The organism is Paraburkholderia terricola, from assembly GCF_003330825.1.
GTDB lineage: Bacteria > Pseudomonadota > Gammaproteobacteria > Burkholderiales > Burkholderiaceae > Paraburkholderia > Paraburkholderia terricola.
Map to the genome: position 1 here is coordinate 1202955 of NZ_CP024941.1, position 20420 is coordinate 1223374.

The 20420-nt window shown below is 59.9% G+C and carries 13 protein-coding genes, 2 tRNA genes, 3 rRNA genes and 4 pseudogenes; 7 read left to right on the forward strand and 15 right to left on the reverse strand.

Translation table 11 applies throughout. From position 1 onward, the window contains the following. Positions 1–15: 15 nt before the first annotated feature. From CUJ90_RS05390 to CUJ90_RS05400, 3 genes and pseudogenes are all read right to left on the reverse strand, one after another. Positions 16–690 carry an energy-coupling factor ABC transporter permease gene (locus CUJ90_RS05390; RefSeq protein WP_073432418.1) on the reverse strand — a complete coding sequence of 225 codons (675 nt, stop codon included), beginning with the start codon at positions 688–690 and terminating at the stop codon, positions 16–18. A 110-nt stretch (positions 691–800) separates the two neighbouring features. Continuing rightward, positions 801–1684: pseudogene (locus CUJ90_RS05395) on the reverse strand (response regulator transcription factor). A 213-nt stretch (positions 1685–1897) separates the two neighbouring features. Next, positions 1898–3112 carry a DUF2863 family protein gene (locus CUJ90_RS05400; protein ID WP_114162141.1) on the reverse strand — a complete coding sequence of 405 codons (1215 nt, stop codon included), beginning with the start codon at positions 3110–3112 and terminating at the stop codon, positions 1898–1900. A 276-nt stretch (positions 3113–3388) separates the two neighbouring features. Between CUJ90_RS05400 and CUJ90_RS05405 the strand changes: the two genes are divergently transcribed. The 6 genes from CUJ90_RS05405 to rrf all read left to right on the forward strand — a co-directional run bounded on the left by CUJ90_RS05405 (position 3389) and on the right by rrf (position 10252). Continuing rightward, complete coding sequence (locus CUJ90_RS05405) at positions 3389–4504, forward strand: AI-2E family transporter (RefSeq protein WP_114163445.1); 1116 nt, start codon at positions 3389–3391, stop codon at positions 4502–4504. A 473-nt stretch (positions 4505–4977) separates the two neighbouring features. Continuing rightward, positions 4978–6510 (forward strand): 16S ribosomal RNA (locus tag CUJ90_RS05410). A gap of 65 nt (positions 6511–6575) precedes the next feature. Then, a tRNA-Ile gene (locus CUJ90_RS05415) sits at positions 6576–6652 on the forward strand. A 53-nt stretch (positions 6653–6705) separates the two neighbouring features. After that, positions 6706–6781, forward strand: a tRNA-Ala gene (locus CUJ90_RS05420). Between the two features lie 309 nt (positions 6782–7090). Further along, positions 7091–9971 (forward strand): 23S ribosomal RNA (locus CUJ90_RS05425). Positions 9972–10138: 167 nt separating this feature from the next. Next, positions 10139–10252: ribosomal RNA gene (rrf, locus tag CUJ90_RS05430) — 5S ribosomal RNA — on the forward strand. Together the 16S, 23S and 5S rRNA genes with 2 tRNA genes alongside form the textbook arrangement of a ribosomal RNA operon. Before the next feature lie 224 nt (positions 10253–10476). Here the strand turns inward: rrf and CUJ90_RS05435 are convergent. The 12 genes and pseudogenes from CUJ90_RS05435 to CUJ90_RS05490 all read right to left on the reverse strand — a co-directional run bounded on the left by CUJ90_RS05435 (position 10477) and on the right by CUJ90_RS05490 (position 19667). After that, a complete protein-coding gene (locus CUJ90_RS05435) occupies positions 10477–11073 on the reverse strand; it encodes a plasmid pRiA4b ORF-3 family protein (protein ID WP_073430804.1) in 597 nt (198 codons plus the stop codon). Between the two features lie 11 nt (positions 11074–11084). Continuing rightward, positions 11085–11537 (reverse strand): annotated as a pseudogene (locus CUJ90_RS05440) (IS66 family transposase); the annotation flags it as partial. 51 nt (positions 11538–11588) lie between these two features. Further along, a complete protein-coding gene (locus CUJ90_RS05445; protein WP_114162142.1) occupies positions 11589–13187 on the reverse strand; it encodes an integrase catalytic domain-containing protein in 1599 nt (532 codons plus the stop codon). A gap of 113 nt (positions 13188–13300) precedes the next feature. Beyond that, positions 13301–14395 (reverse strand): annotated as a pseudogene (gene tnpC, locus CUJ90_RS05450) (IS66 family transposase); the annotation flags it as partial. Between the two features lie 51 nt (positions 14396–14446). Further along, on the reverse strand, positions 14447–14794 hold the full coding sequence (gene tnpB / locus CUJ90_RS05455) for an IS66 family insertion sequence element accessory protein TnpB (protein ID WP_114162143.1): 348 nt from the start codon (positions 14792–14794) through the stop codon (positions 14447–14449). After that, positions 14791–15138 carry a transposase gene (locus tag CUJ90_RS05460; RefSeq protein ID WP_244110221.1) on the reverse strand — a complete coding sequence of 116 codons (348 nt, stop codon included), beginning with the start codon at positions 15136–15138 and terminating at the stop codon, positions 14791–14793. Before CUJ90_RS05460 ends, tnpB (CUJ90_RS05455) begins: the two co-directional genes overlap by 4 nt. A gap of 168 nt (positions 15139–15306) precedes the next feature. Then, positions 15307–15573, reverse strand: a pseudogene (locus CUJ90_RS05465) (hypothetical protein); the annotation flags it as partial. A 43-nt stretch (positions 15574–15616) separates the two neighbouring features. Next, entirely contained in the window at positions 15617–17209 is a 1593-nt protein-coding gene (gene tnpC, locus CUJ90_RS05470) for an IS66 family transposase (protein ID WP_114162145.1), read from the reverse strand. Positions 17210–17238: 29 nt separating this feature from the next. Further along, entirely contained in the window at positions 17239–17610 is a 372-nt protein-coding gene (tnpB, locus tag CUJ90_RS05475) for an IS66 family insertion sequence element accessory protein TnpB (protein ID WP_347143172.1), read from the reverse strand. Continuing rightward, the gene (gene tnpA, locus CUJ90_RS05480; protein ID WP_244219977.1) at positions 17610–17993 is read right to left on the reverse strand and encodes an IS66-like element accessory protein TnpA; all 384 of its coding nucleotides are present in this window, start codon (positions 17991–17993) and stop codon (positions 17610–17612) included. The genes tnpB (CUJ90_RS05475) and tnpA overlap by 1 nt, the downstream gene beginning before the upstream one ends. A gap of 513 nt (positions 17994–18506) precedes the next feature. Next, positions 18507–19430 carry a dTDP-4-dehydrorhamnose reductase family protein gene (locus CUJ90_RS05485; RefSeq protein ID WP_114162147.1) on the reverse strand — a complete coding sequence of 308 codons (924 nt, stop codon included), beginning with the start codon at positions 19428–19430 and terminating at the stop codon, positions 18507–18509. Between the two features lie 12 nt (positions 19431–19442). After that, positions 19443–19667 (reverse strand): heavy-metal-associated domain-containing protein, encoded by a 225-nt coding sequence (locus CUJ90_RS05490; protein ID WP_114162148.1) that lies wholly within the window; start codon positions 19665–19667, stop codon positions 19443–19445. A gap of 127 nt (positions 19668–19794) precedes the next feature. Between CUJ90_RS05490 and cueR the strand changes: the two genes are divergently transcribed. Beyond that, the gene (cueR, locus tag CUJ90_RS05495) at positions 19795–20217 is read left to right on the forward strand and encodes a Cu(I)-responsive transcriptional regulator (protein WP_114162149.1); all 423 of its coding nucleotides are present in this window, start codon (positions 19795–19797) and stop codon (positions 20215–20217) included. The last annotated feature ends 203 nt before the right edge of the window (positions 20218–20420 follow it).

Sequence of the window (20420 nt, forward strand, 5' to 3'; positions counted from 1 at the left end):
CCTGTGCCGGACTTGTCAGATGCGTGGCCCACCCAATCGGTATCGGCGTACATCATAAGTAGTAACCCATGCGGGACGGTAAACCGCGATCAGTGCCGTCGACATGCCGGTGAACCAGGCTTCGCCGGTCGCGAGCAAGAGCACGCTGAACGCATAGCCGGCCGGCACCACGAGCATTGAACCATCGGCCAGCACGATGTGAATGCCGAGCGCCGCGGCTGCCGTGAGCGACACCGCGATGGCTGGCGAGACAAAACCCTGACCGAGGATGAACATGAAGAGGTTGCGCGGCAGCCAGGCGATGCTGGCGCGCTGGACCAAGGTCGAAATGCCGACAGGCAACGCGCCGAACACGAGGAAGGTCAGCGCGATGCCTTGCCAGGGCGCGTCGAAGACAACGGCGGCGAGACCAACGACCACGGCCATCGCGATGAGCGCGAGCGCCCAGTCGAACAGCGTGACGACGAGGGTTGCGCCGAGCAGATGCATGACGGTGCCGTCATCGAGCCAGGCGTTACTTGCCCACAGCACGGACACCGCGACGATGATCGCGAGCCAGACATGCTGCAATGTGCCGTCCTGAAGTCGTTTGAAAGGATTTTTCCACAGCGCGAGCGCGACCACTATCGCAGTGGCGATCCAGCCACCGACAGCGACCCAGAACGGAAGCGGTGTGTAGAGGAAACCCATGTCTTCATATTACTCGTTGGATAAGAAAAGGTGTGAGCGGATTCCATGCCAGCCGGCGCAACGCCGCCAGAAATGCGCGTGCCGGTTGAAGGCGCGAGCGCCGGCTGGCGTCATGCCGGGCCCTGGCCCATCGGTTCGAGTTCCGGTGCCGGCGCTCCAGCCGCCGTGTTGCCATACGGCAGGGCCGGTTCGGCCGCCATCGGCAACGAACTGGGCGTGTCGTTAGCGGGCAACGGATAGCGGAAGCGCCGCTGCGTACGGCGCCGTAACGGCACGACACCGGTTTGCCCCATGACCGGACGAGTAGAAGCTTCTCCACAGTTGCGCAGTACTTGCAATTGGGCGGACAGCCAGCCGTTGTACAACGCGACCGCGGCGGCGCGGTTGGGAGCGCCGAGTTGCTGGAAGATGCTCGTCAGATGGATCTTGACCGTGCCCTCGCTGATGCCGAGCGTGCGCGCGATCATCTTATTGGTGCTGCCCATGTGGACACAGCGCATGATTTGTTGCTGACGGGGCGATAGTCCGTTGGAAAGTTTGGTGCGACGGGTGGCGGTTTTTTTTCGTCGAACGGCCGGATCGTGGCGTCCGGCGGCAGCGGCGGATTCAATGCCAGCGCGCCGGGCGGCACATAGTGGCCGCCAAGCAAAACCATTTCAAACGCGCGCACGATCAGGCAAGGGTCGGTTTCGCGGGGCACGACGCCGAGCACGCCTTCGTCCATGAGTTCCCGCACGACGTCCGGTGAGATATGGTCGGTCAGTACTGCAACCCGCAGGTCCGGATAGTGGCTGAGTAGATGGCGGGTGTCCGCGACCGACATCCAGTCCTGCCAGTCGATCACTAGCAAATCGGGCCGCTGACGTTTGAACGCGCGTACGACCTGGCGCCAATCTTGTGCTTCGTGAAAGCGCGCCAGCCGGTCGATTTGCCGCAGTAGCGCTTTGAGCCCATCGCGGCGTTCCGCGTCTGAGTTGAGTATCGAGAATCGCATGCCATGTCTCCAGGTGATTCGGGCGAAGTGGCGCGATGCATGCGCCCGGCCAAGGAGCCGGACGCATGCGATGCGTCGCCGTCCCTATGATGACAAATTCCCTTCAACTTGACGGCCTGTCCAAAAGGCATAAGAGGAATGACGTAAAAAAGCCCCGCGCGCGGCGGGGCTTTCTGACTCGACGGCTGCCCGGTCAGGCGCCGACGCCGATGCTCAATGAAAATGCGGCTGCGCGGGTTCCGCGTCTTCCGGCATTTCGGCGTGGACGATTTCGCCGAGCGGGTCCGCGTAGAGCGGCACACCGCAATCATCGCAATATTCAGGCTCGAAGCGGCCGGCATGGCGGCGCACGTCGGTCACGCCGGTCTCCTTGAGCAGCGCGACGATTTCCTCGAGGGGATCGTCCGATGCGGCGCTTTCTTGCGGCTCTTCGTCAATGCCCGGCTCGCCGTTTTCGCGGCCGTACAGCGGCCATACGACGCCGTAGATCACATCATTGCTGCCGCGGCGCGTGAAGCCGACGCGATATTCGTCGATGCGGCGTTCGCCGAAGCCCGCGACAACCGCGCGCAGGTCCTGCGGCGCGGCGCCGATGGTGTCGAACAGATAGCGCACGGCGGTGCGCACCGTGTGGGGGCGCACGCGCTCGTCGGCGTCGCGGCAGGCCGAATAATAGGCGTCCGGCAGCAGGCATTCGAATTCGCAGCCCGGCAACACCAGCGACAGATTGGCGCCGCCTTGCGTGGCCCATTGCTCGAGACATTGCCCACGCTCGATCCGGCTGCCGTGCTCTTCCTCCTGCCAGCGAAACGTCGGCTCGCCCACAGGTGCCGCAACCACGGCCAGCAGGAAGCGCGGGTCGGCCAGAATCGGCGACGTTTCCGGCAGTTCGCCGAAATTGAGCTTGATGCTGCCGCCGGCCATGGCGGCTTGAGCAAGTTGCTGCGCCATGCGCCAGGTTTCCACGTGATGGCGCGGCAACTGATCGATGCTGTACAGAAACGGCGCCATGGCCACGCGCGTATTGGCCGCGAGCACGTGTGCTTGCAGGTGCGCGCGCAGGGCGTCGGCCGCATCGGTCTTGAGCGGGCCGGATGGAATCATGTAACGGGTCCAGGCGAGCACCGGCGCGGCGATCAGCAGCGCTTCATAAGACACGCCTTCATGTTCGACGATGAACGACTCGCTGTGGGTTTCCGCCATGTCGGCGAGCGCGCCGTACGCATCCGGATGATTTTGCTGCAGATGGTCGAGCGCGGCGTCCAGCGTGGTCTGATTGGCGTTACGGACGATCTTGGTCAGCAACGCATCGAGCTTCGCTTCCCAGAAGCGGTCCTCGGTGCGGCTGCCCGACGCGAAAAGCGCGAGCGAGAGACCGACGAGTTTGTCGGCATCGGGGGGGAGACGTTTGGCGATTCGCGAGCGCATAAATCCAGAAGTTGGGAGGCACAGAACCTTATATTCTATTCTTTTCCATGCCGCCATATTGTTTGACCGGCGATGCCGGGTGGATCAGGGCGTTTTCACATGAAAGAATCGGCCCGTCGGGAGTGTTTCCACATGCGTTGTGCGGCGGCCTGGCCGGATGATATAAGACCGTCCCGAGGGGGGCGACCCGCTTCTATACTGGCACGCTTTAGCGGGCGCCTGACAAGGCGCATGTTCATTCGTCGCCGTGGTCTGGCACAACCGGAGGTGTTCATTGTGAAATCGGACCAACTGATCGAGCGTCTCGCCGCTGTCTTCGCGCTCATCATTCTGGTGGGCGGCTCGCTCCTGGTGCTGGCGCCTTTTACCACCGCGCTGCTGTGGGGCGCCATCCTCAGTTATAGCTCCTGGGGCTTATACCGGCGGCTGACCGTGGCGGTCGGCGGGCGGCGCAGGTGGGCCGCCACGTTGATCGTGCTGATCATTCTGGTCGTTGTGCTGGGGCCGTTCGTTTATGCGGGCTTTGCATTCGGCGCGCATGTTCATGACATCGTCGCGCTGGTGCAACGGCTCTTTGAAGCCGGCTTGCCGGATTTGCCGCCATGGGTGGGCCGAATCCCCGTGGTCGGTTCGAGCCTCGAGACCTTCTGGGAGCGCCTGACAAGTAGCAATTCGGAACTGATCGCGCAATTGCGTACCCTGGCGGCGCCGGCCGGCAAATGGATCCTGGCGGCCGCGATTGCTGTCACGCACGGGTTGGGGCTGTTGGCGCTGAGTATCGTGCTCGCTTTCTTCTTTTATACCGGAGGAGAGGGCGCGGCGGCCTGGCTGAATGCCGGCATGCAGCGTATCGCCGGCGAGCGTGCCGATTATCTGCTGGCGCTCGCTGGCAGCACAGTGAAAGGCGTGGTCTATGGGATTCTCGGCACCGCACTCGTGCAAGGGGTTCTGGCTGGATTCGGTTGCTGGATTGCCGGCGTGCCGGCCCCGGCGCTGCTTGGCCTGGCAACATTTTTCCTGTCGGTGATACCGGGCGGCCCGGTGGTCGTGTGGTTGCCTGCGGCGATCTGGCTGTATCACGGCGGCGCCACGGGGTGGGCGATCTTTCTGGTCGTTTGGGGCGTGCTGGTCGTCGGCATGTCCGACAATGTCATCAAGCCGATCCTGATTGGCAAGAACAGCGATATGCCGCTGATCCTTGTGATGCTCGGCATCCTTGGCGGGGCGTTCGCTTTCGGCTTTCTCGGCGTTTTCATCGGCCCGACCTTGCTGGCGGTCGCATATACCGTCCTGCACGATTGGACGATCGGCGCACAGGTTGCACGGCCTTTGACGTCAGATTTAAAAGCACCGGTTGCAGAGGAGGCGGGCCGCATAGAAAAGGCGCCTTGAAGAAATTCCAGATAACGCTTGCAAGGCCCGTTCGGGGTCGCTAGAATCTCGCTCTTTCGTGCCCCGGACAGCGGGGCGCGGGAAGCGGGAGAGCCAGCAATGGCGGGGGTTTGCGGCAGGTCGGACGGGTTAGAAAGTTGGAAAAACCTGTTGACGGCGTGACGGAAGTTCTCCATAATCTCATTTCTCTGCTGCAGATGCAGCGACGCAGAACGAAGCGGTGCCGGGTGGTTGAAGTGGGCGTCGTGACGGTGGTGAATGCGTAACCGATCTTTAAAAACTAACAGCCGATAAGTGTGGGCGCTTGGTGCGCGGCGCGCGGTGGACTCTTCGGAGTCTGCCGGAAGCGAAAGTATCAAGTCTCACACAGTAATGAAAGGAAGGTTTTCCTGTTGAAAGACAGGATGATCATTCGTCAGTACGTTGAGTGAGCGACCGGTTGGTAAAACAACCGAAAAACAGTAACAGGCATTGAACTGAAGAGTTTGATCCTGGCTCAGATTGAACGCTGGCGGCATGCCTTACACATGCAAGTCGAACGGCAGCACGGGGGCAACCCTGGTGGCGAGTGGCGAACGGGTGAGTAATACATCGGAACGTGTCCTGTAGTGGGGGATAGCCCGGCGAAAGCCGGATTAATACCGCATACGCTCTGCGGAGGAAAGCGGGGGCTCCTTCGGGACCTCGCGCTACAGGGGCGGCCGATGGCAGATTAGCTAGTTGGTGGGGTAAAGGCCTACCAAGGCGACGATCTGTAGCTGGTCTGAGAGGACGACCAGCCACACTGGGACTGAGACACGGCCCAGACTCCTACGGGAGGCAGCAGTGGGGAATTTTGGACAATGGGCGCAAGCCTGATCCAGCAATGCCGCGTGTGTGAAGAAGGCCTTCGGGTTGTAAAGCACTTTTGTCCGGAAAGAAAACCTCTGCCCTAATACGGCGGGGGGATGACGGTACCGGAAGAATAAGCACCGGCTAACTACGTGCCAGCAGCCGCGGTAATACGTAGGGTGCAAGCGTTAATCGGAATTACTGGGCGTAAAGCGTGCGCAGGCGGTCCGCTAAGACAGATGTGAAATCCCCGGGCTTAACCTGGGAACTGCATTTGTGACTGGCGGGCTAGAGTATGGCAGAGGGGGGTAGAATTCCACGTGTAGCAGTGAAATGCGTAGAGATGTGGAGGAATACCGATGGCGAAGGCAGCCCCCTGGGCCAATACTGACGCTCATGCACGAAAGCGTGGGGAGCAAACAGGATTAGATACCCTGGTAGTCCACGCCCTAAACGATGTCAACTAGTTGTCGGGCCTTCATTGGCTTGGTAACGTAGCTAACGCGTGAAGTTGACCGCCTGGGGAGTACGGTCGCAAGATTAAAACTCAAAGGAATTGACGGGGACCCGCACAAGCGGTGGATGATGTGGATTAATTCGATGCAACGCGAAAAACCTTACCTACCCTTGACATGTACGGAATCCTGCTGAGAGGTGGGAGTGCCCGAAAGGGAGCCGTAACACAGGTGCTGCATGGCTGTCGTCAGCTCGTGTCGTGAGATGTTGGGTTAAGTCCCGCAACGAGCGCAACCCTTGTCCCTAGTTGCTACGCAAGAGCACTCCAGGGAGACTGCCGGTGACAAACCGGAGGAAGGTGGGGATGACGTCAAGTCCTCATGGCCCTTATGGGTAGGGCTTCACACGTCATACAATGGTCGGAACAGAGGGTCGCCAAGCCGCGAGGTGGAGCCAATCCCAGAAAACCGATCGTAGTCCGGATCGCACTCTGCAACTCGAGTGCGTGAAGCTGGAATCGCTAGTAATCGCGGATCAGCATGCCGCGGTGAATACGTTCCCGGGTCTTGTACACACCGCCCGTCACACCATGGGAGTGGGTTTTACCAGAAGTGGCTAGTCTAACCGCAAGGAGGACGGTCACCACGGTAGGATTCATGACTGGGGTGAAGTCGTAACAAGGTAGCCGTATCGGAAGGTGCGGCTGGATCACCTCCTTTCTCGAGCTAACGCGTCCAAGTGTTGAGCGCTCACGCTTATCGGCTGTGAAATCAGGCAGACTCAGGGGTCTGTAGCTCAGCTGGTTAGAGCACCGTCTTGATAAGGCGGGGGTCGATGGTTCGAACCCATCCAGACCCACCATTGTCTTGTCTGGTGTGCTGAATGCAACCCCTCTGGCGCATCTGCATGATCCCGGGGGATTAGCTCAGCTGGGAGAGCACCTGCTTTGCAAGCAGGGGGTCGTCGGTTCGATCCCGTCATCCTCCACCAATCCTCAATGCGCAGTGTTCTGTGTACGGCACAGAGCGTTTTGCATTGGCGATTGAGCCAGTCAGAGTGATACGCGGTTATGGCAACTGCGATATCGGCTGTCGTTCTTTAACAATCAGGAAGAAGTAGTAAAGAGATTCACGAAAGGGTACCTCGAGATGGGTGTCCGAGTAGGTGAATCAGGGTTGTGATTGTATCAATGTATGAAAGGGGAATCGGAAGATTGCCCTGGAATACGGCGCAACACGAATACTCAACCTGTAGCGAGCTCAACGGATCCGCAAGGACCGGGAGACACACTCGTTATAGGGTCAAGCGAACAAGTGCATGTGGTGGATGCCTTGGCGATCACAGGCGATGAAGGACGCGGTAGCCTGCGAAAAGCGGTGGGGAGCTGGCAAACGAGCTTTGATCCACCGATATCCGAATGGGGAAACCCACTCCTTATGGAGTATCCGTAGCTGAATACATAGGCTACGTGAAGCGAACGCGGTGAACTGAAACATCTAAGTAACCGCAGGAAAAGAAATCAACCGAGATTCCCAGAGTAGTGGCGAGCGAAATGGGAGCAGCCTGTACTCTTTATCTTCATTGTTAGTCGAACGCTCTGGAAAGTGCGGCCATAGCAGGTGATAGCCCTGTAGACGAAAACAGCGAGGAAGAACTAGGTGTACGACAAGTAGGGCGGGACACGTGAAATCCTGTCTGAAGATGGGGGGACCATCCTCCAAGGCTAAATACTCGTGATCGACCGATAGTGAACCAGTACCGTGAGGGAAAGGCGAAAAGAACCCCGGGAGGGGAGTGAAACAGATCCTGAAACCGCATGCATACAAACAGTCGGAGCCTCGCAAGGGGTGACGGCGTACCTTTTGTATAATGGGTCAGCGACTTACATTCAGTGGCAAGCTTAACCGATTAGGGCAGGCGTAGCGAAAGCGAGTCCGAACAGGGCGATTCAGTCGCTGGGTGTAGACCCGAAACCAGGTGATCTATCCATGGCCAGGATGAAGGTGCGGTAACACGTACTGGAGGTCCGAACCCACTAACGTTGAAAAGTTAGGGGATGAGCTGTGGATAGGGGTGAAAGGCTAAACAAACCTGGAAATAGCTGGTTCTCTCCGAAAACTATTTAGGTAGTGCCTCGTGTATCACCTTCGGGGGTAGAGCACTGTCATGGTTGTGGGGTCCATTGCGGATTACTACGCCATAGCAAACTCCGAATACCGAAGAGTGCAATCACGGGAGACAGACATCGGGTGCTAACGTCCGGTGTCAAGAGGGAAACAACCCAGACCGCCAGCTAAGGTCCCCAAATATTGCTAAGTGGGAAACGAAGTGGGAAGGCTAAAACAGTCAGGAGGTTGGCTTAGAAGCAGCCATCCTTTAAAGAAAGCGTAATAGCTCACTGATCGAGTCGTCCTGCGCGGAAGATGTAACGGGGCTAAGCAATATACCGAAGCTGCGGATGCATATTTATATGCATGGTAGGAGAGCGTTCCGTAAGCCTGCGAAGGTGCACTGGAAAGTGTGCTGGAGGTATCGGAAGTGCGAATGCTGACATGAGTAGCGATAAAGGGGGTGAAAGGCCCCCTCGCCGTAAGCCCAAGGTTTCCTACGCAACGTTCATCGGCGTAGGGTGAGTCGGCCCCTAAGGCGAGGCAGAAATGCGTAGCTGATGGGAAGCAGGTTAATATTCCTGCACCATTGTTGAATGCGATGGGGGGACGGATCGCGGAAGGTTGTCCGGGTGTTGGAAGTCCCGGTCCTTGCATTGGAGAAGGCGCTTTGGCAAATCCGGGCGCGTAATTCAAGGGTGTGAGGCCAGTCACTTCGGTGACGAAGCAATCGGAAGTGGTTCCAGGAAAAGCCTCTAAGCTTCAGTTCAACAAGACCGTACCGCAAACCGACACAGGTGGGCGAGATGAGTATTCTAAGGCGCTTGAGAGAACTCGGGAGAAGGAACTCGGCAAATTGGTACCGTAACTTCGGGATAAGGTACGCCCCTGTAGCTTGATGCGCCTGCGCGCAAAGGGTGAAGGGGTTGCAATAAACTGGTGGCTGCGACTGTTTAATAAAAACACAGCACTCTGCAAACACGAAAGTGGACGTATAGGGTGTGACGCCTGCCCGGTGCCGGAAGATTAAATGATGGGGTGCAAGCTCCTGATTGAAGTCCCGGTAAACGGCGGCCGTAACTATAACGGTCCTAAGGTAGCGAAATTCCTTGTCGGGTAAGTTCCGACCTGCACGAATGGCGTAACGATGGCCACACTGTCTCCTCCCGAGACTCAGCGAAGTTGAAGTGTTTGTGATGATGCAATCTCCCCGCGGCTAGACGGAAAGACCCCATGAACCTTTACTGTAGCTTTGCATTGGACTTTGAACCGGTCTGTGTAGGATAGGTGGGAGGCTTTGAAGCGTGAACGCCAGTTTGCGTGGAGCCATCCTTGAAATACCACCCTGATCTGTTTGAGGTTCTAACCCTGGTCCGTGAATCCGGACCGGGGACAGTGCATGGTAGGCAGTTTGACTGGGGCGGTCTCCTCCCAAAGTGTAACGGAGGAGTACGAAGGTACGCTAGGTACGGTCGGAAATCGTGCTGATAGTGCAATGGCATAAGCGTGCTTGACTGCGAGACCGACAAGTCGAGCAGGTGCGAAAGCAGGTCATAGTGATCCGGTGGTTCTGTATGGAAGGGCCATCGCTCAACGGATAAAAGGTACTCTGGGGATAACAGGCTGATACCGCCCAAGAGTTCATATCGACGGCGGTGTTTGGCACCTCGATGTCGGCTCATCTCATCCTGGGGCTGTAGCCGGTCCCAAGGGTATGGCTGTTCGCCATTTAAAGAGGTACGTGAGCTGGGTTTAAAACGTCGTGAGACAGTTTGGTCCCTATCTGCCGTGGGCGCTGGATATTTGAAGGGGGCTGCTCCTAGTACGAGAGGACCGGAGTGGACGAACCTCTGGTGTACCGGTTGTCACGCCAGTGGCATCGCCGGGTAGCTATGTTCGGAAGAGATAACCGCTGAAAGCATCTAAGCGGGAAACTCGCCTTAAGATGAGATATCCCCGGGGCTTCGAGCCCCTTGAAGGGTCGTTCAAGACCAGGACGTTGATAGGTCAGGTGTGTAAGCGCAGTAATGCGTTGAGCTAACTGATACTAATTGCCCGTAAGGCTTGATCCTATAACCAGTGTGTTTCCGGTGGCGCCTCCCCGCGTCGCCCCGCACGGTTGAGATCCGCGTTGTGCCCGATACACTCACCACCCCATTGCCCCTGGTGCGATGCACCAGACACTACTTCTTCCAGATTGGTCGTGTTGACCCCCGCGTCAACCTGACAACAAGTCATGCCTGATGACCATAGCGAGTCGGTACCACCCCTTCCCATCCCGAACAGGACCGTGAAACGACTCCACGCCGATGATAGTGCGGATTGCCCGTGTGAAAGTAGGTAATCGTCAGGCTCCCATGCAGAAACACAGACCCCACCCCACACCGGTGGGGTTTGTGCGTTTACGCGCCATCGAAAGCAAGCCATCAGAGACTAGTAACCGCACCACCAAGGAACGGTTTGCTACCGCGCGAAATACGTCCATCCTCACAGCCGGTAACTCCCGGAGAAATCGGAAAGCTTTCCCTCGCCGCCTGCGCGATCCAAGTAAGCGTCAATCTGAGGCCGTCTTGACGATCAGAACTTGACCTCTGAGAGCCGCTGATTCGCGAGCACGAGATCGAAGGCGGCGGGATCGAAGCTGCCGCCACACCACTCGAGGAAGTGGTCGTGCTCCTCGTGCGTCGGATCGGTGATCGCTTCGAGGAAGTCGGCATATCCTGGCACTCCACCGACGTCTTCCGGCGGACACGCATTCTGCCCGTCTAGGCATAGCGGCCGGCTCATGTCTGGATCAGGCACCAGCGCCTTCTCGACCTTGATCCGATGCTGCCAGTTGTCACCGTAGTCGTAGATATAGGTGAATGATTTCAGCCCGCCCAGCGCCTTCGCCAGCGTGACCCGTGCTTCATTGAGCATCGGTGGATTGCTCTGGAATCCGAAGTCATCAGGTTCACCATAGTTGGTTTCGCCGAAGACGAACTCGTGCAGGTGCCCGCCTTCCCAGCCCATGGCCAGTTGCAGCACGACATGCAGCTTGTCCAGCCGGATCGAGCCGGGAACGATGATTCGTCGCCAGATCGCCGGCTTAATGTACTTCAGCTCAGCGCGCAGTACGTAATCGGGCACTGGCGCCTTGACCAGGCGCACGGCAGGTTTGCGGGGTTGGACCATCGGCTTGATTGTCAGGCGGCTTGCTGCTCGATGTGTGCAGCCGGCATCAGGTGCCACGGCAGCAACTCGTCGATGCGATTGATGGGATGATTGGCGATGCGCTCAAACACCGTGCGCAGGTACGCAAACGGCTCGATGCCGTTCAGGCGCGCCGTACCGATCAGACTGTAGATCACTGCCGCGCTTTCACCACCGCCGTCGGAGCCTGCGAACAGATAGTTGCGCCTGCCGAGGACCAGCGGCCTGATCGCGCGCTCCGCCGTATTGTTGTCCACCTCGACGCGTCCGTCTTCGCAATAGCGTGTGAGTGCGTGCCAGTGCCCCAGCGAGTATCTGATCGCCTTCGCCAGTCCCGACTTCGCCGAGACCTGGGACAGCGTGTGTTCAAGCCAGGCCTTCAGCTCAGTGAGCAATGGGGCGGATCGTTGTTGACGCGCAGACAGGCGCACTTCCGGCGTCTGGCCGCTGGGCGGCGACAATGACTACGTCCGGTCGTGTTGCCTCACGGGATGATGTTACTCCCGGGTAGTTGTCACGGACCCGTTGTTTTGCGGTGAAGGCTGGCGCTGCGTAGCGGCGCCAGCCTTCACCGCATCCGCATCCGCATCCGCATGACCAAGTATCCTTGTGACCAGTTCTCTCGCACGGTTCGATCGCCATGCCTTCACACGGCGCTGCAGGGTCCGAAGCTGGGCACTGGAATACATCGCCGGAGCCATCGCGACGAGGCGTTCATGCAGCTTCTTCGCCGTAATCCCGGGCTCGCTCTCAAGCCATTGCTGTATGGTCGGCCACGTATGCTCGAACGGATCTTCACGGCTGCGCCAGGTGTGTGCGACGTGCGCCTTTCGGCGATGCGTCGCTCGAACCTCTCCTTCGTGCCATGCTGTTCCAAGACTCGCCAGGAAGTTAGCGAGGGGGATTTGATCGGCCGTTTGTGTTTCCATCGGCGCCGTACCCGATGCGCTGCATCGTGCGACGCGCTGCTGTGCTTCGCGCATGCGGCGCAATAAGTCCAATGGATCTAGCGCCCGAAACCGCGTACGCAACCTGCGCTTGGTTGACTCGGGTATCGACGCCGATCGCAAGACCCGCTCAAGGGGAGTCAGAGGCGCTTCGTAGCGCTTGGTCACCCGTGCACCATGGCGTGTTTTCGATTTCAGCTTGAATGACGGCTGGAAGAAGTTGATGTACAGCCGCGACACCTCATAGAGGGAAGCGAGGGTTTCGGTAGCATCAAGTCCACGCAACTGGCCATACCCCACGAGGCGGCGCACGATTGAGCCATTCTTCTGCTCAACCCAGGCCTGGTCGTTCTTCTTGTAGGGTCGCGAGCGGGTCAGTTCGATACCCGTCGCTTTGCAGAAATCGAATATGGCCTCGTTCATGAAGGCGCTATCGTTATCGCAATCGATACCGCGCAGCGGAAACGGCAAGGCACGGCTAACGCGCTCGATGTGCTCAAGAACGAATGCACCGCTGCGATAGGGCATGGCCAGGCACTCGGTCCATCCGGTCGCGATGTCTGTCATCACGAAGCTGTGCACGAAGTCGCCGTCGATCTTGGTGCCACCGCAATGCTCGACGAAATCCACCTCGAGATAGCCGGGTAGCGGATCTCTCCAGTCGGCGAACGTGCGGATCGGCACCGCGCGGCGAATTGCGTTGCCGACTCCACCAGCGCGCCGGCGCTGACCGGCGAAGGCCTGTTCGCGGACGTCACGCAGCAGCCGGTCAATGGTCGCGGCGCTGATCTGGTCCATGCGTTGGCGCAGTTGCTTCGATAGGGTCAGGTGACCATGCCGGGTCATCGAGTCGATCAGCGTAGGGATGAGCGCCTTCAGGCGCTTGCCGCAGATCCGGTCGGCGGCTTCCCATAGCGTGATCAGGGCATCCCGCACCTCATCGTCATACCGCCGTTGCGGGCCGGGCCTCGCGCTCGGAGGTTGAGGCTCCCGGCACAGAACGCGGATCGCGTGCTTGCGGTGATAGCCGGTTACCTGAACAAACTCGTCCAGTATCTCGCGCTTCTCATTCCGGTCCGAACGGCGGTACCGCTCACCGACTGCCTCGGTCAATTCCCGTCGTGTTGTCATGCTGAGCTGCCTCGCCATAAGTCGCTCCCGCCAGCATTCTGACGGGTAGCAAATTACATGAGGCAACGACCCTGGCTCGGTAACAAAAAACCTGAGTCAATGCGCCGGACGTCCTGCTTGACGCTATCCAGGCCGCGAACCTCGCGTTCAACAACATATAGTGCTCCAATGCGGCGCAGTGCTTCTTCGGCAATCGGTGAGCTGTCCAGCTTGTACAGGTCATAGAACTTGCGCCGCGCATGCGCCCAGCATCCGGCCTCGATGACCGTGCCGTCACGATACAGGGCGTCATACCCGCTGAAGGCATCTGCCTGCAGGACTCCCGCGTAGCCCGCCAGATGTTCCCGAGGTCGCTCGCCTTTGCGGTCGGGGGAGTACCTGTACCAGACTGCTGGTGGCGCACGGCTTCCTGCCGGACGGTCATCGCGCACATAGGTCCACAGGCGCGCCGTGCGTGTCTTGCCACGCCCCGGCTCCAGCACAGGTACGGGCGTGTCGTCGGTATGGATCTTGTCTGCATCGCGCACGTAACGACCAAGTGCATCGGACAGCGGTTGCAGCAGCGCAGCTGCTTCACGCACCCACGAAGCCAGTGTTGCCCGATCCAGTTCGATGCCCGCGCGTCGATAGATGCCGGCCTGCCGGTAGAGCGGCGTATGGTCAGCGTACTTCGCAACGACGACCTGCGCGAGCAGTCCGGCACCGGCCATTGCGCGCGCTATCGGCCGCGAAGGGGCTGGCTCCTGCACCACTGCAGCACAGCGCGGGCAGCTCAGCTTTGGCCGTACGTGACGCAGTACCTTGAAGTAACCGGGAACATAGTCGAGCACCTCCGAGACGTCTTCGCCCAGCGCCCGCATTTGTTGTCCGCACTCCGTGCATCCACACTCCGTCGGTGCATGAACAACTGTTTCGCGAGGAAGATGAGCGGGGAAGTGCCGTGGCTTGCGGCGCAGCGGAACAACGTTCGTTGTGGCCGGCGTATCCGCAGTCACGTCGGCATCGGGCGCCTTCGTCGTTGCGGCCATGGCCGATTCAGGAACGGGAAGCTCACCGAGCGCGAGCTGCAGCTGATCCATCAATTCGGTCATGCGCTCCGATGAACGGCCATACTGCCATCGTTTCAGTCGCGAGATTTCCGCCAGCAACTGCGCGATGGTCTCGTCGCGCGAGGCAACGATGCGCTTGAGGGCGGCGATGTCATCGGGCAGATGGCTGGCTGGCATGCATGCCAGTTTAAATGAAGCCCACGAACTTGTGGGCTCCCGCACCCTGCGTTACGCCGCGTGTGTCGGCTGCCACGTCCGCTCTGGATGCCGCCAGTCAATCCCCTCGAGCAGCATCGACAGTTGGGCGGCAGACAGATGGACTGCTCCCGAGTCCGCCTGCGGCCACACGAAGCGTCCGCGCTCAAGTCGTTTCGCGTACAGGTTCATGCCGTCGCCGCTCCACCATAAAATCTTGATGAGGTCACCGCGACGCCCACGAAACAAAAAGATGTGGCCAGAGAAGGGATCACGTCCGAGTGTCGACTGCACCAGCGCGGCAAGTCCATCCATGCCACGACGCATATCGGTGACGCCCGCTGCCAGCCATACACGAGTACCGGTCGGCGGGGCAATCATGCCGGCATCAGGCAGCGCAGCACGAGGCGCAACTGCACGGGGTCGACCATGCCCGTGACGCGCACACGCGCACCGTTCAGTTCAATCTCGATGCCCGACGCCGCCGGCACGCTCTCGCGATGGGGCTCGACCGGCTGTTGTGCCAGCGACGCCGGTTCAGTCTTCTCGCCTCCCGTTGCATCAGGCAGCGCTACGGGCAGCAACACCGCTGTGCCGTGCGCCACCCCTTCAAACAGGCCCGCCCGCAGTTGCCGACGCCACTTGAACACCATATTGGGATTCAGTCCGTGCGCCTGCGCAAGCTTGGCCACCGAGATATCCGGCTCGCTCGCCGCGACTGCCACTTGCCGTCGGTACTCCGGTGTGTAATTCGGTCGCCCCTTGCGGTTCGATGGTCTCGAATTTCGTGCGTCCAAAGTAGTCCCCACCACTTGAAGTAACGGACATCACTTTGGACACTGGCTTCAGCTCTGTCCATGCGGCCACGAAATGACGCTTACCGATCCAATCCGTCAGGCCCGCTTCCGCACCGGCGTCTGATACGACATACCTGCGGCAAACCGGTCGAGTCGTTCGCTAGCATCGGTGACCGCCCAAAGAGGCGCGCTGTGCAACAGCTTGTCGTAATTCGTTGCGATTGCGGCAAAAAGCGCGAACCCTGCGCTATCCAATCCCCATTCGCCGGTTTCCCTTCCGATATCGAACACCGCCGACACCGCGCGCTCCGCCGCACCGAGTTGCTCGCCGGTCGCCGAGCCGAAGCCCGACTCCGCCAGGAAGTAAGCGCGGCACCAGCAACGTCTTGACTGGAGATCGCGATCTTCAGACTGTGGTGCGGAGCTGAGCGGCAACGACCCACGGTGCAAGTTCGTCGATGCGATTGATCGCATGGTCGGCGATGCGTGCAAGCATGTAGCGCAGATACGCCTGAGGTTCGATGCCGTTGAGTTTTGCGGTCCCAATGAGGCTGTAGATCGCGGCGGCACGTTCTCCACCAGAGTCTGCTCCAGCGAACAGATAGTTGCGGCGACCGATGGCCACCCCGCGCAACGCGCGTTCGACAAGTAGATTGTCGATCTCCAACTGCCCGTCCTCACAATAGCGTGTGAGCGCTTCCCACCGGTTCAGCGCATAGAGGATCGCCCGACTCGTGTCCGATTTGCGCGAGAGCGTTTCCAGCGTCGTTGCGAGCCACGCGTGGAATTGATCGAGTAGCGGCAGCGCATGCGTCTGGCGATGCGCGCGGCGCTCGTCGGGCGGCTTGCCCCTGATCGTCTCCTCGATCCTGTAAAGCGCGCCGATACGCTCGAGCGCTTCGGTGTTCAACGCATTGGGACGCGCTGCGTGCAGCTCATGGAACTGTCGCCGGGCGTGTGCCCAGCAAGCCGCCTCCGTGACGCGCCCGGTTTCATAGATGGCCTGGTAGCCACCGTATGCGTCAGCTTGCAGCGTACCGTTGAACGACGCGAGGTGCTGCTGCGGGTGGATGCCCTTGCGATCGGGCGTATAGGCGAACCACACCGCCGGCGGTGTCATGTCAGCCGATGCACGGTCATCGCGCACGTACACCCACAAGCGACCGGTCTTCGTCTTGCCGTTGCCCGGTGCAAGCACTGGAACCGGTGTGTCGTCGGCGTGCAGTTTCGTCGCCAACATCACGTGTCGACGCAGCGTTTTAACGAGCGGCTGCAGCAGCGTCGCCGCCTGACCGACCCACTTCGCAAGCAGCGAGCGATCCAGCTCGACGCCTTCGCGTGCATACATGACCGACTGCCGGTAAAGCGGCAGGTGGTCTGCAAACTTCGAGACCAGTACGTGTGCCAGTAGCCCCGGGCCGGCGAGACCGCGTTCGATGGGACGACCCGGTGCAGGCGCCTGGGAGATGTGATCGCAACACACGCACGCAAACTTCGGACGTACATGACGGATAACACGGAAGCTTGCCGGCACATACTCAAGCTGTTCGGCGACGTCTTCGCCCAGCGACTTCATCTTGCCACCGCACTGCGTGCACTTCCCGGCGGATTCAGGCAGGTGCATCCGGATCTCGCGCGGCGGATGTTCAGGCAGTGACTTGCGCGGTGTCTGCTCCACAGCCTTGCGTGGCGTCTTCGGGATTTCGATCGGCGCGGCACCCTCGTCGGCCCCCAGCTCTTCGAGGCGCAGCTCGAGTTGTTCGATCTGGTGGTCAAGCTTCTCGGACTTGCGACCGAACTGCATACGGCGCAGCCTGGCAATGAGCAGCTTCAGATGTTCGACTTCGGCTGCGCGCGAAGCCAACGCGGCTTGTTGCGAGTCGATCGTTTCCTGCAGTTTGAGCACTTGCGTATCTCGCTCGCGCAGCGCCTCCTCCTGGCTGAGCAGCATGGCCTTCAGCGTTTCGACATCGTCGGGAAGTGGGTTCGCGCGCGTCATGCGGATAGTTTACGCGCCAGCAACGACGTTTACAACGCTGAGGTCGGTTGTGCCGTTCTCGTCGGGTGCCGCCAGTCGATGCCTTCGAGCAGCATCGATAGTTGTGCCGGGCTCAGGCAAATAACGCCACCGTCGGCTTGAGGCCATACGAAGCGCCCCTTCTCGAGTCGCTTCATCAGCAGGCACATGCCATCGCCGCTCCACCACAGCACTTTGAGCAGGTCGCCGCGTTTGCCGCGGAACACGAAGACGTGCCCGCAGAACGGATCCCGTTCAAGCACGGTCTGCACCTTGGCCGCGAGACTGTTGAATCCGGCCCGCATATCGGTGACTCCCGCGGCCAGCCACACTCGGGATCCGGACGGCAGGCCAACGGCGGACGGCAGCATCAGCAGGCTCATCAGGCAAGGCCCCGCACAATCTTGATCAGGGTCGCGATGGGTGTGTCCGCGCTCAAGCGTAGCCGGACGTCGCCACACTCGAGCTCGTAGATGCTGGTGCTGTCTCGCGATGGGCATGCCGGCACTTCCGGTGAAGGCTCAGCCACTGCCACTGGTAGCCAGTTGAGTGCAGGCGCCTCTGACCGCTGAGCGTCGGGCATGCCGAAATCGCCGGCAAGACAATGACGACGCCATTTGAACAGCAGATTGGCGTTGATGTCGTGCTCGCGAGCGATGAGCGTAGCCGAGGCACCCGGCTTGAGCGTCGCCTCGACGATCTGCCGCTTGAACTCGACCGAGAAATTCGGTCGCCTGGACCGTTTGGATTGGTGAGGGCTGTCCACTGTAGCGTCCACCATTCGTTTGGTGGGCACCAAAGTAGCCAAACTCAACAAGTAAATCTACACGGTAATGAAGACGCGCTTACGTTGATCGGGTGGTCGGCAATGTAGGTGAGGACGAAGCGCAAATACGCTTCGGGGCGATCGCATTGACTTGGGCGGTGCATAGGAGGCTGTAATGTAAACTTGCAGCGGCACGCTCTCCGCCGAGTCGGCTCCCGCAAAACAAGTAATCGCGTCGCATTGGAGGACCCGCAAAAGACGGGCACGCCGTCCATCTTCAGCCAACCATCGTTGCACTAACGCGCAACACCTCCTGCCGGTTAAGGACATACGGGATGCCTCGCTGGTGCCGGAGTCCTCACGACGGGGTCTTCAGACAGCCGTGAGCCGCGAATGGCTACCAAATAATGCACGCCGACAAAGTCCGGCGTCCGGGACTGACGGTGCAGGCGCCCATATCACCGGCATTTTCGGTCCAGCCGGTCGAAAGCAGTCACGTAATTCTCGCTGCCGTTAAGCTTGCACCGTTCCGTCTCGCCCTGGAAACCTGGCCAGCACTTGCCGGATCGCTATATCGAACGGTGTGCGGCGGCCTATGCCGAGCGCGTCGAGCCGGTTCGAGGCCAGGTGGCAGTTGTGCGGACGCGGCGTCGCGTCAGCGGGCGTGCGTTGCGGCGTGAGATGCGCATCGAGTTGCAGTGTTTGAGCAAGGCGCACGGCGATCTCATACTTGGTCATCGGCTCGTCGCCCGACCACTGCACGACGCCGCGGATCGCTTCGCCACGGGCGTGCCGCTCGAGCATCTGCCGGATCACGAACGCGACGTCTGGCGTGAACGTGGGGTAACGGATCGCCCATGCATCCATGACGGCGACCTTGCCGTTCGGCAAGGTCGACGCGGCAATCGCCGGCACGAGACTCGTCACCGCGGATTCCGCCCAACTGACGATCGGTCCATACAGCAGCGGTAAACGCAGCACACAGCCGAGACCGGTGGTTTCGGCCAGCGCGCGCTCGCCTTCGAGCTTGCTCCGCCCGTACGCATTGAGCGGCGCTGGCGTGGAATCATGCTGGTAGGGCGGATGAGTGCCGTCGAAGACGTAATCGGTAGAAATCGACAGGATCCATGCACCTCGCCGGTCCGCTGCCGCAGCCAGGGTGCGCACCGCATCGACATTCAATGCACGGGCAAGCGCCGGATCGTGCTCGCACACATCCGGCCGGCGTTCCGCTGCCGCAATCACGAGCGCGTCCGGCGCTTCGCGCTCGACGAAGTCCGCGACTGCCCGCGCGTCGCGAATGTCGAGCGCGACCGTGTTCGGGCCTGGGCGGCTGAACGCGGTGGCAATGACGTGCCAGCCGGCCTGCGACGCCAGTTCTTCGATGAGAGCGCGGCCTAGCAACCCGGAAGCGCCAATGACGGCAATTTTGAACATGGGCGAACTCGCTTAGTGGGGCGCGCCGCTGGGCACGCCCGTAACCGTATAGCCGACCTCGTCGACCACGGTCTTCAACAGGCTAACGTCAACCGGTTGCGCCGATTCGACCGTCACACGCCCGGATACCAGATCGACCTCTACCTGCGCGCTCGGGAGCTGTGCGCGGATCGCATTCGTGACTGCGACTACGCAATGCTGGCAGCTCATGCCTTCTACCTTAAATTCGATCGTCATGGAAAACCGCCTCGGAAAAATGGGGGACGTTGAATAGTTGAATTATGCCTGCCGACCCGTATCTGAGTAGCGGGCCTTCCCATCATGGGAAGGTGTACGATCGACGCACTCACAGGGGTAACAAATCATGAACATCGGTGAAGCGGCTCGCGCGTCAGGCGTCACGGCGAAAATGATTCGCTACTACGAAAGTGTCGGGCTGCTGGCGGCGAAAGCGAGAACCAGCGCCGGCTATCGCGTTTACGGTCCGCAAGAGGTTCATTCGCTGCGTTTCATCCGCCAGGCGCGCCGGCTCGGCTTTCTGGTCGAGGACATTCGAAGGCTATTGGCGCTGTGGCACGACCGCTCGCGCGCGAGTGCCGAAGTGAAGGCTATTGCGCTGGAACATGTCTCGGAGCTTGATCGCCGTATCGCCGAACTGACCGATATGCGCGACACATTGGCACATCTCGCCAATCATTGCCACGGCGACGAACGCCCCGATTGCCCAATTATCGAGCGACTTGCCGATGCGACTGTGGCCACGGTAGAAGGTTGTCATCTCAGTTAATGCAATTCCACGCATATCGAACGCAAATTGAACCGAACGCAGTGCCACCCGAAGGGTTGCACATAAATAGTGCATAAAATTTGGCGGTTGCGCCGATCGCTCGCCGAAAGTGATCTGGATCCATGGAGAATCAAGGAGTTAGCAGCACCACCGGCGTGCACCATTCCAAAACGGAATGCACATCATGCGAGCATTTCACTAGG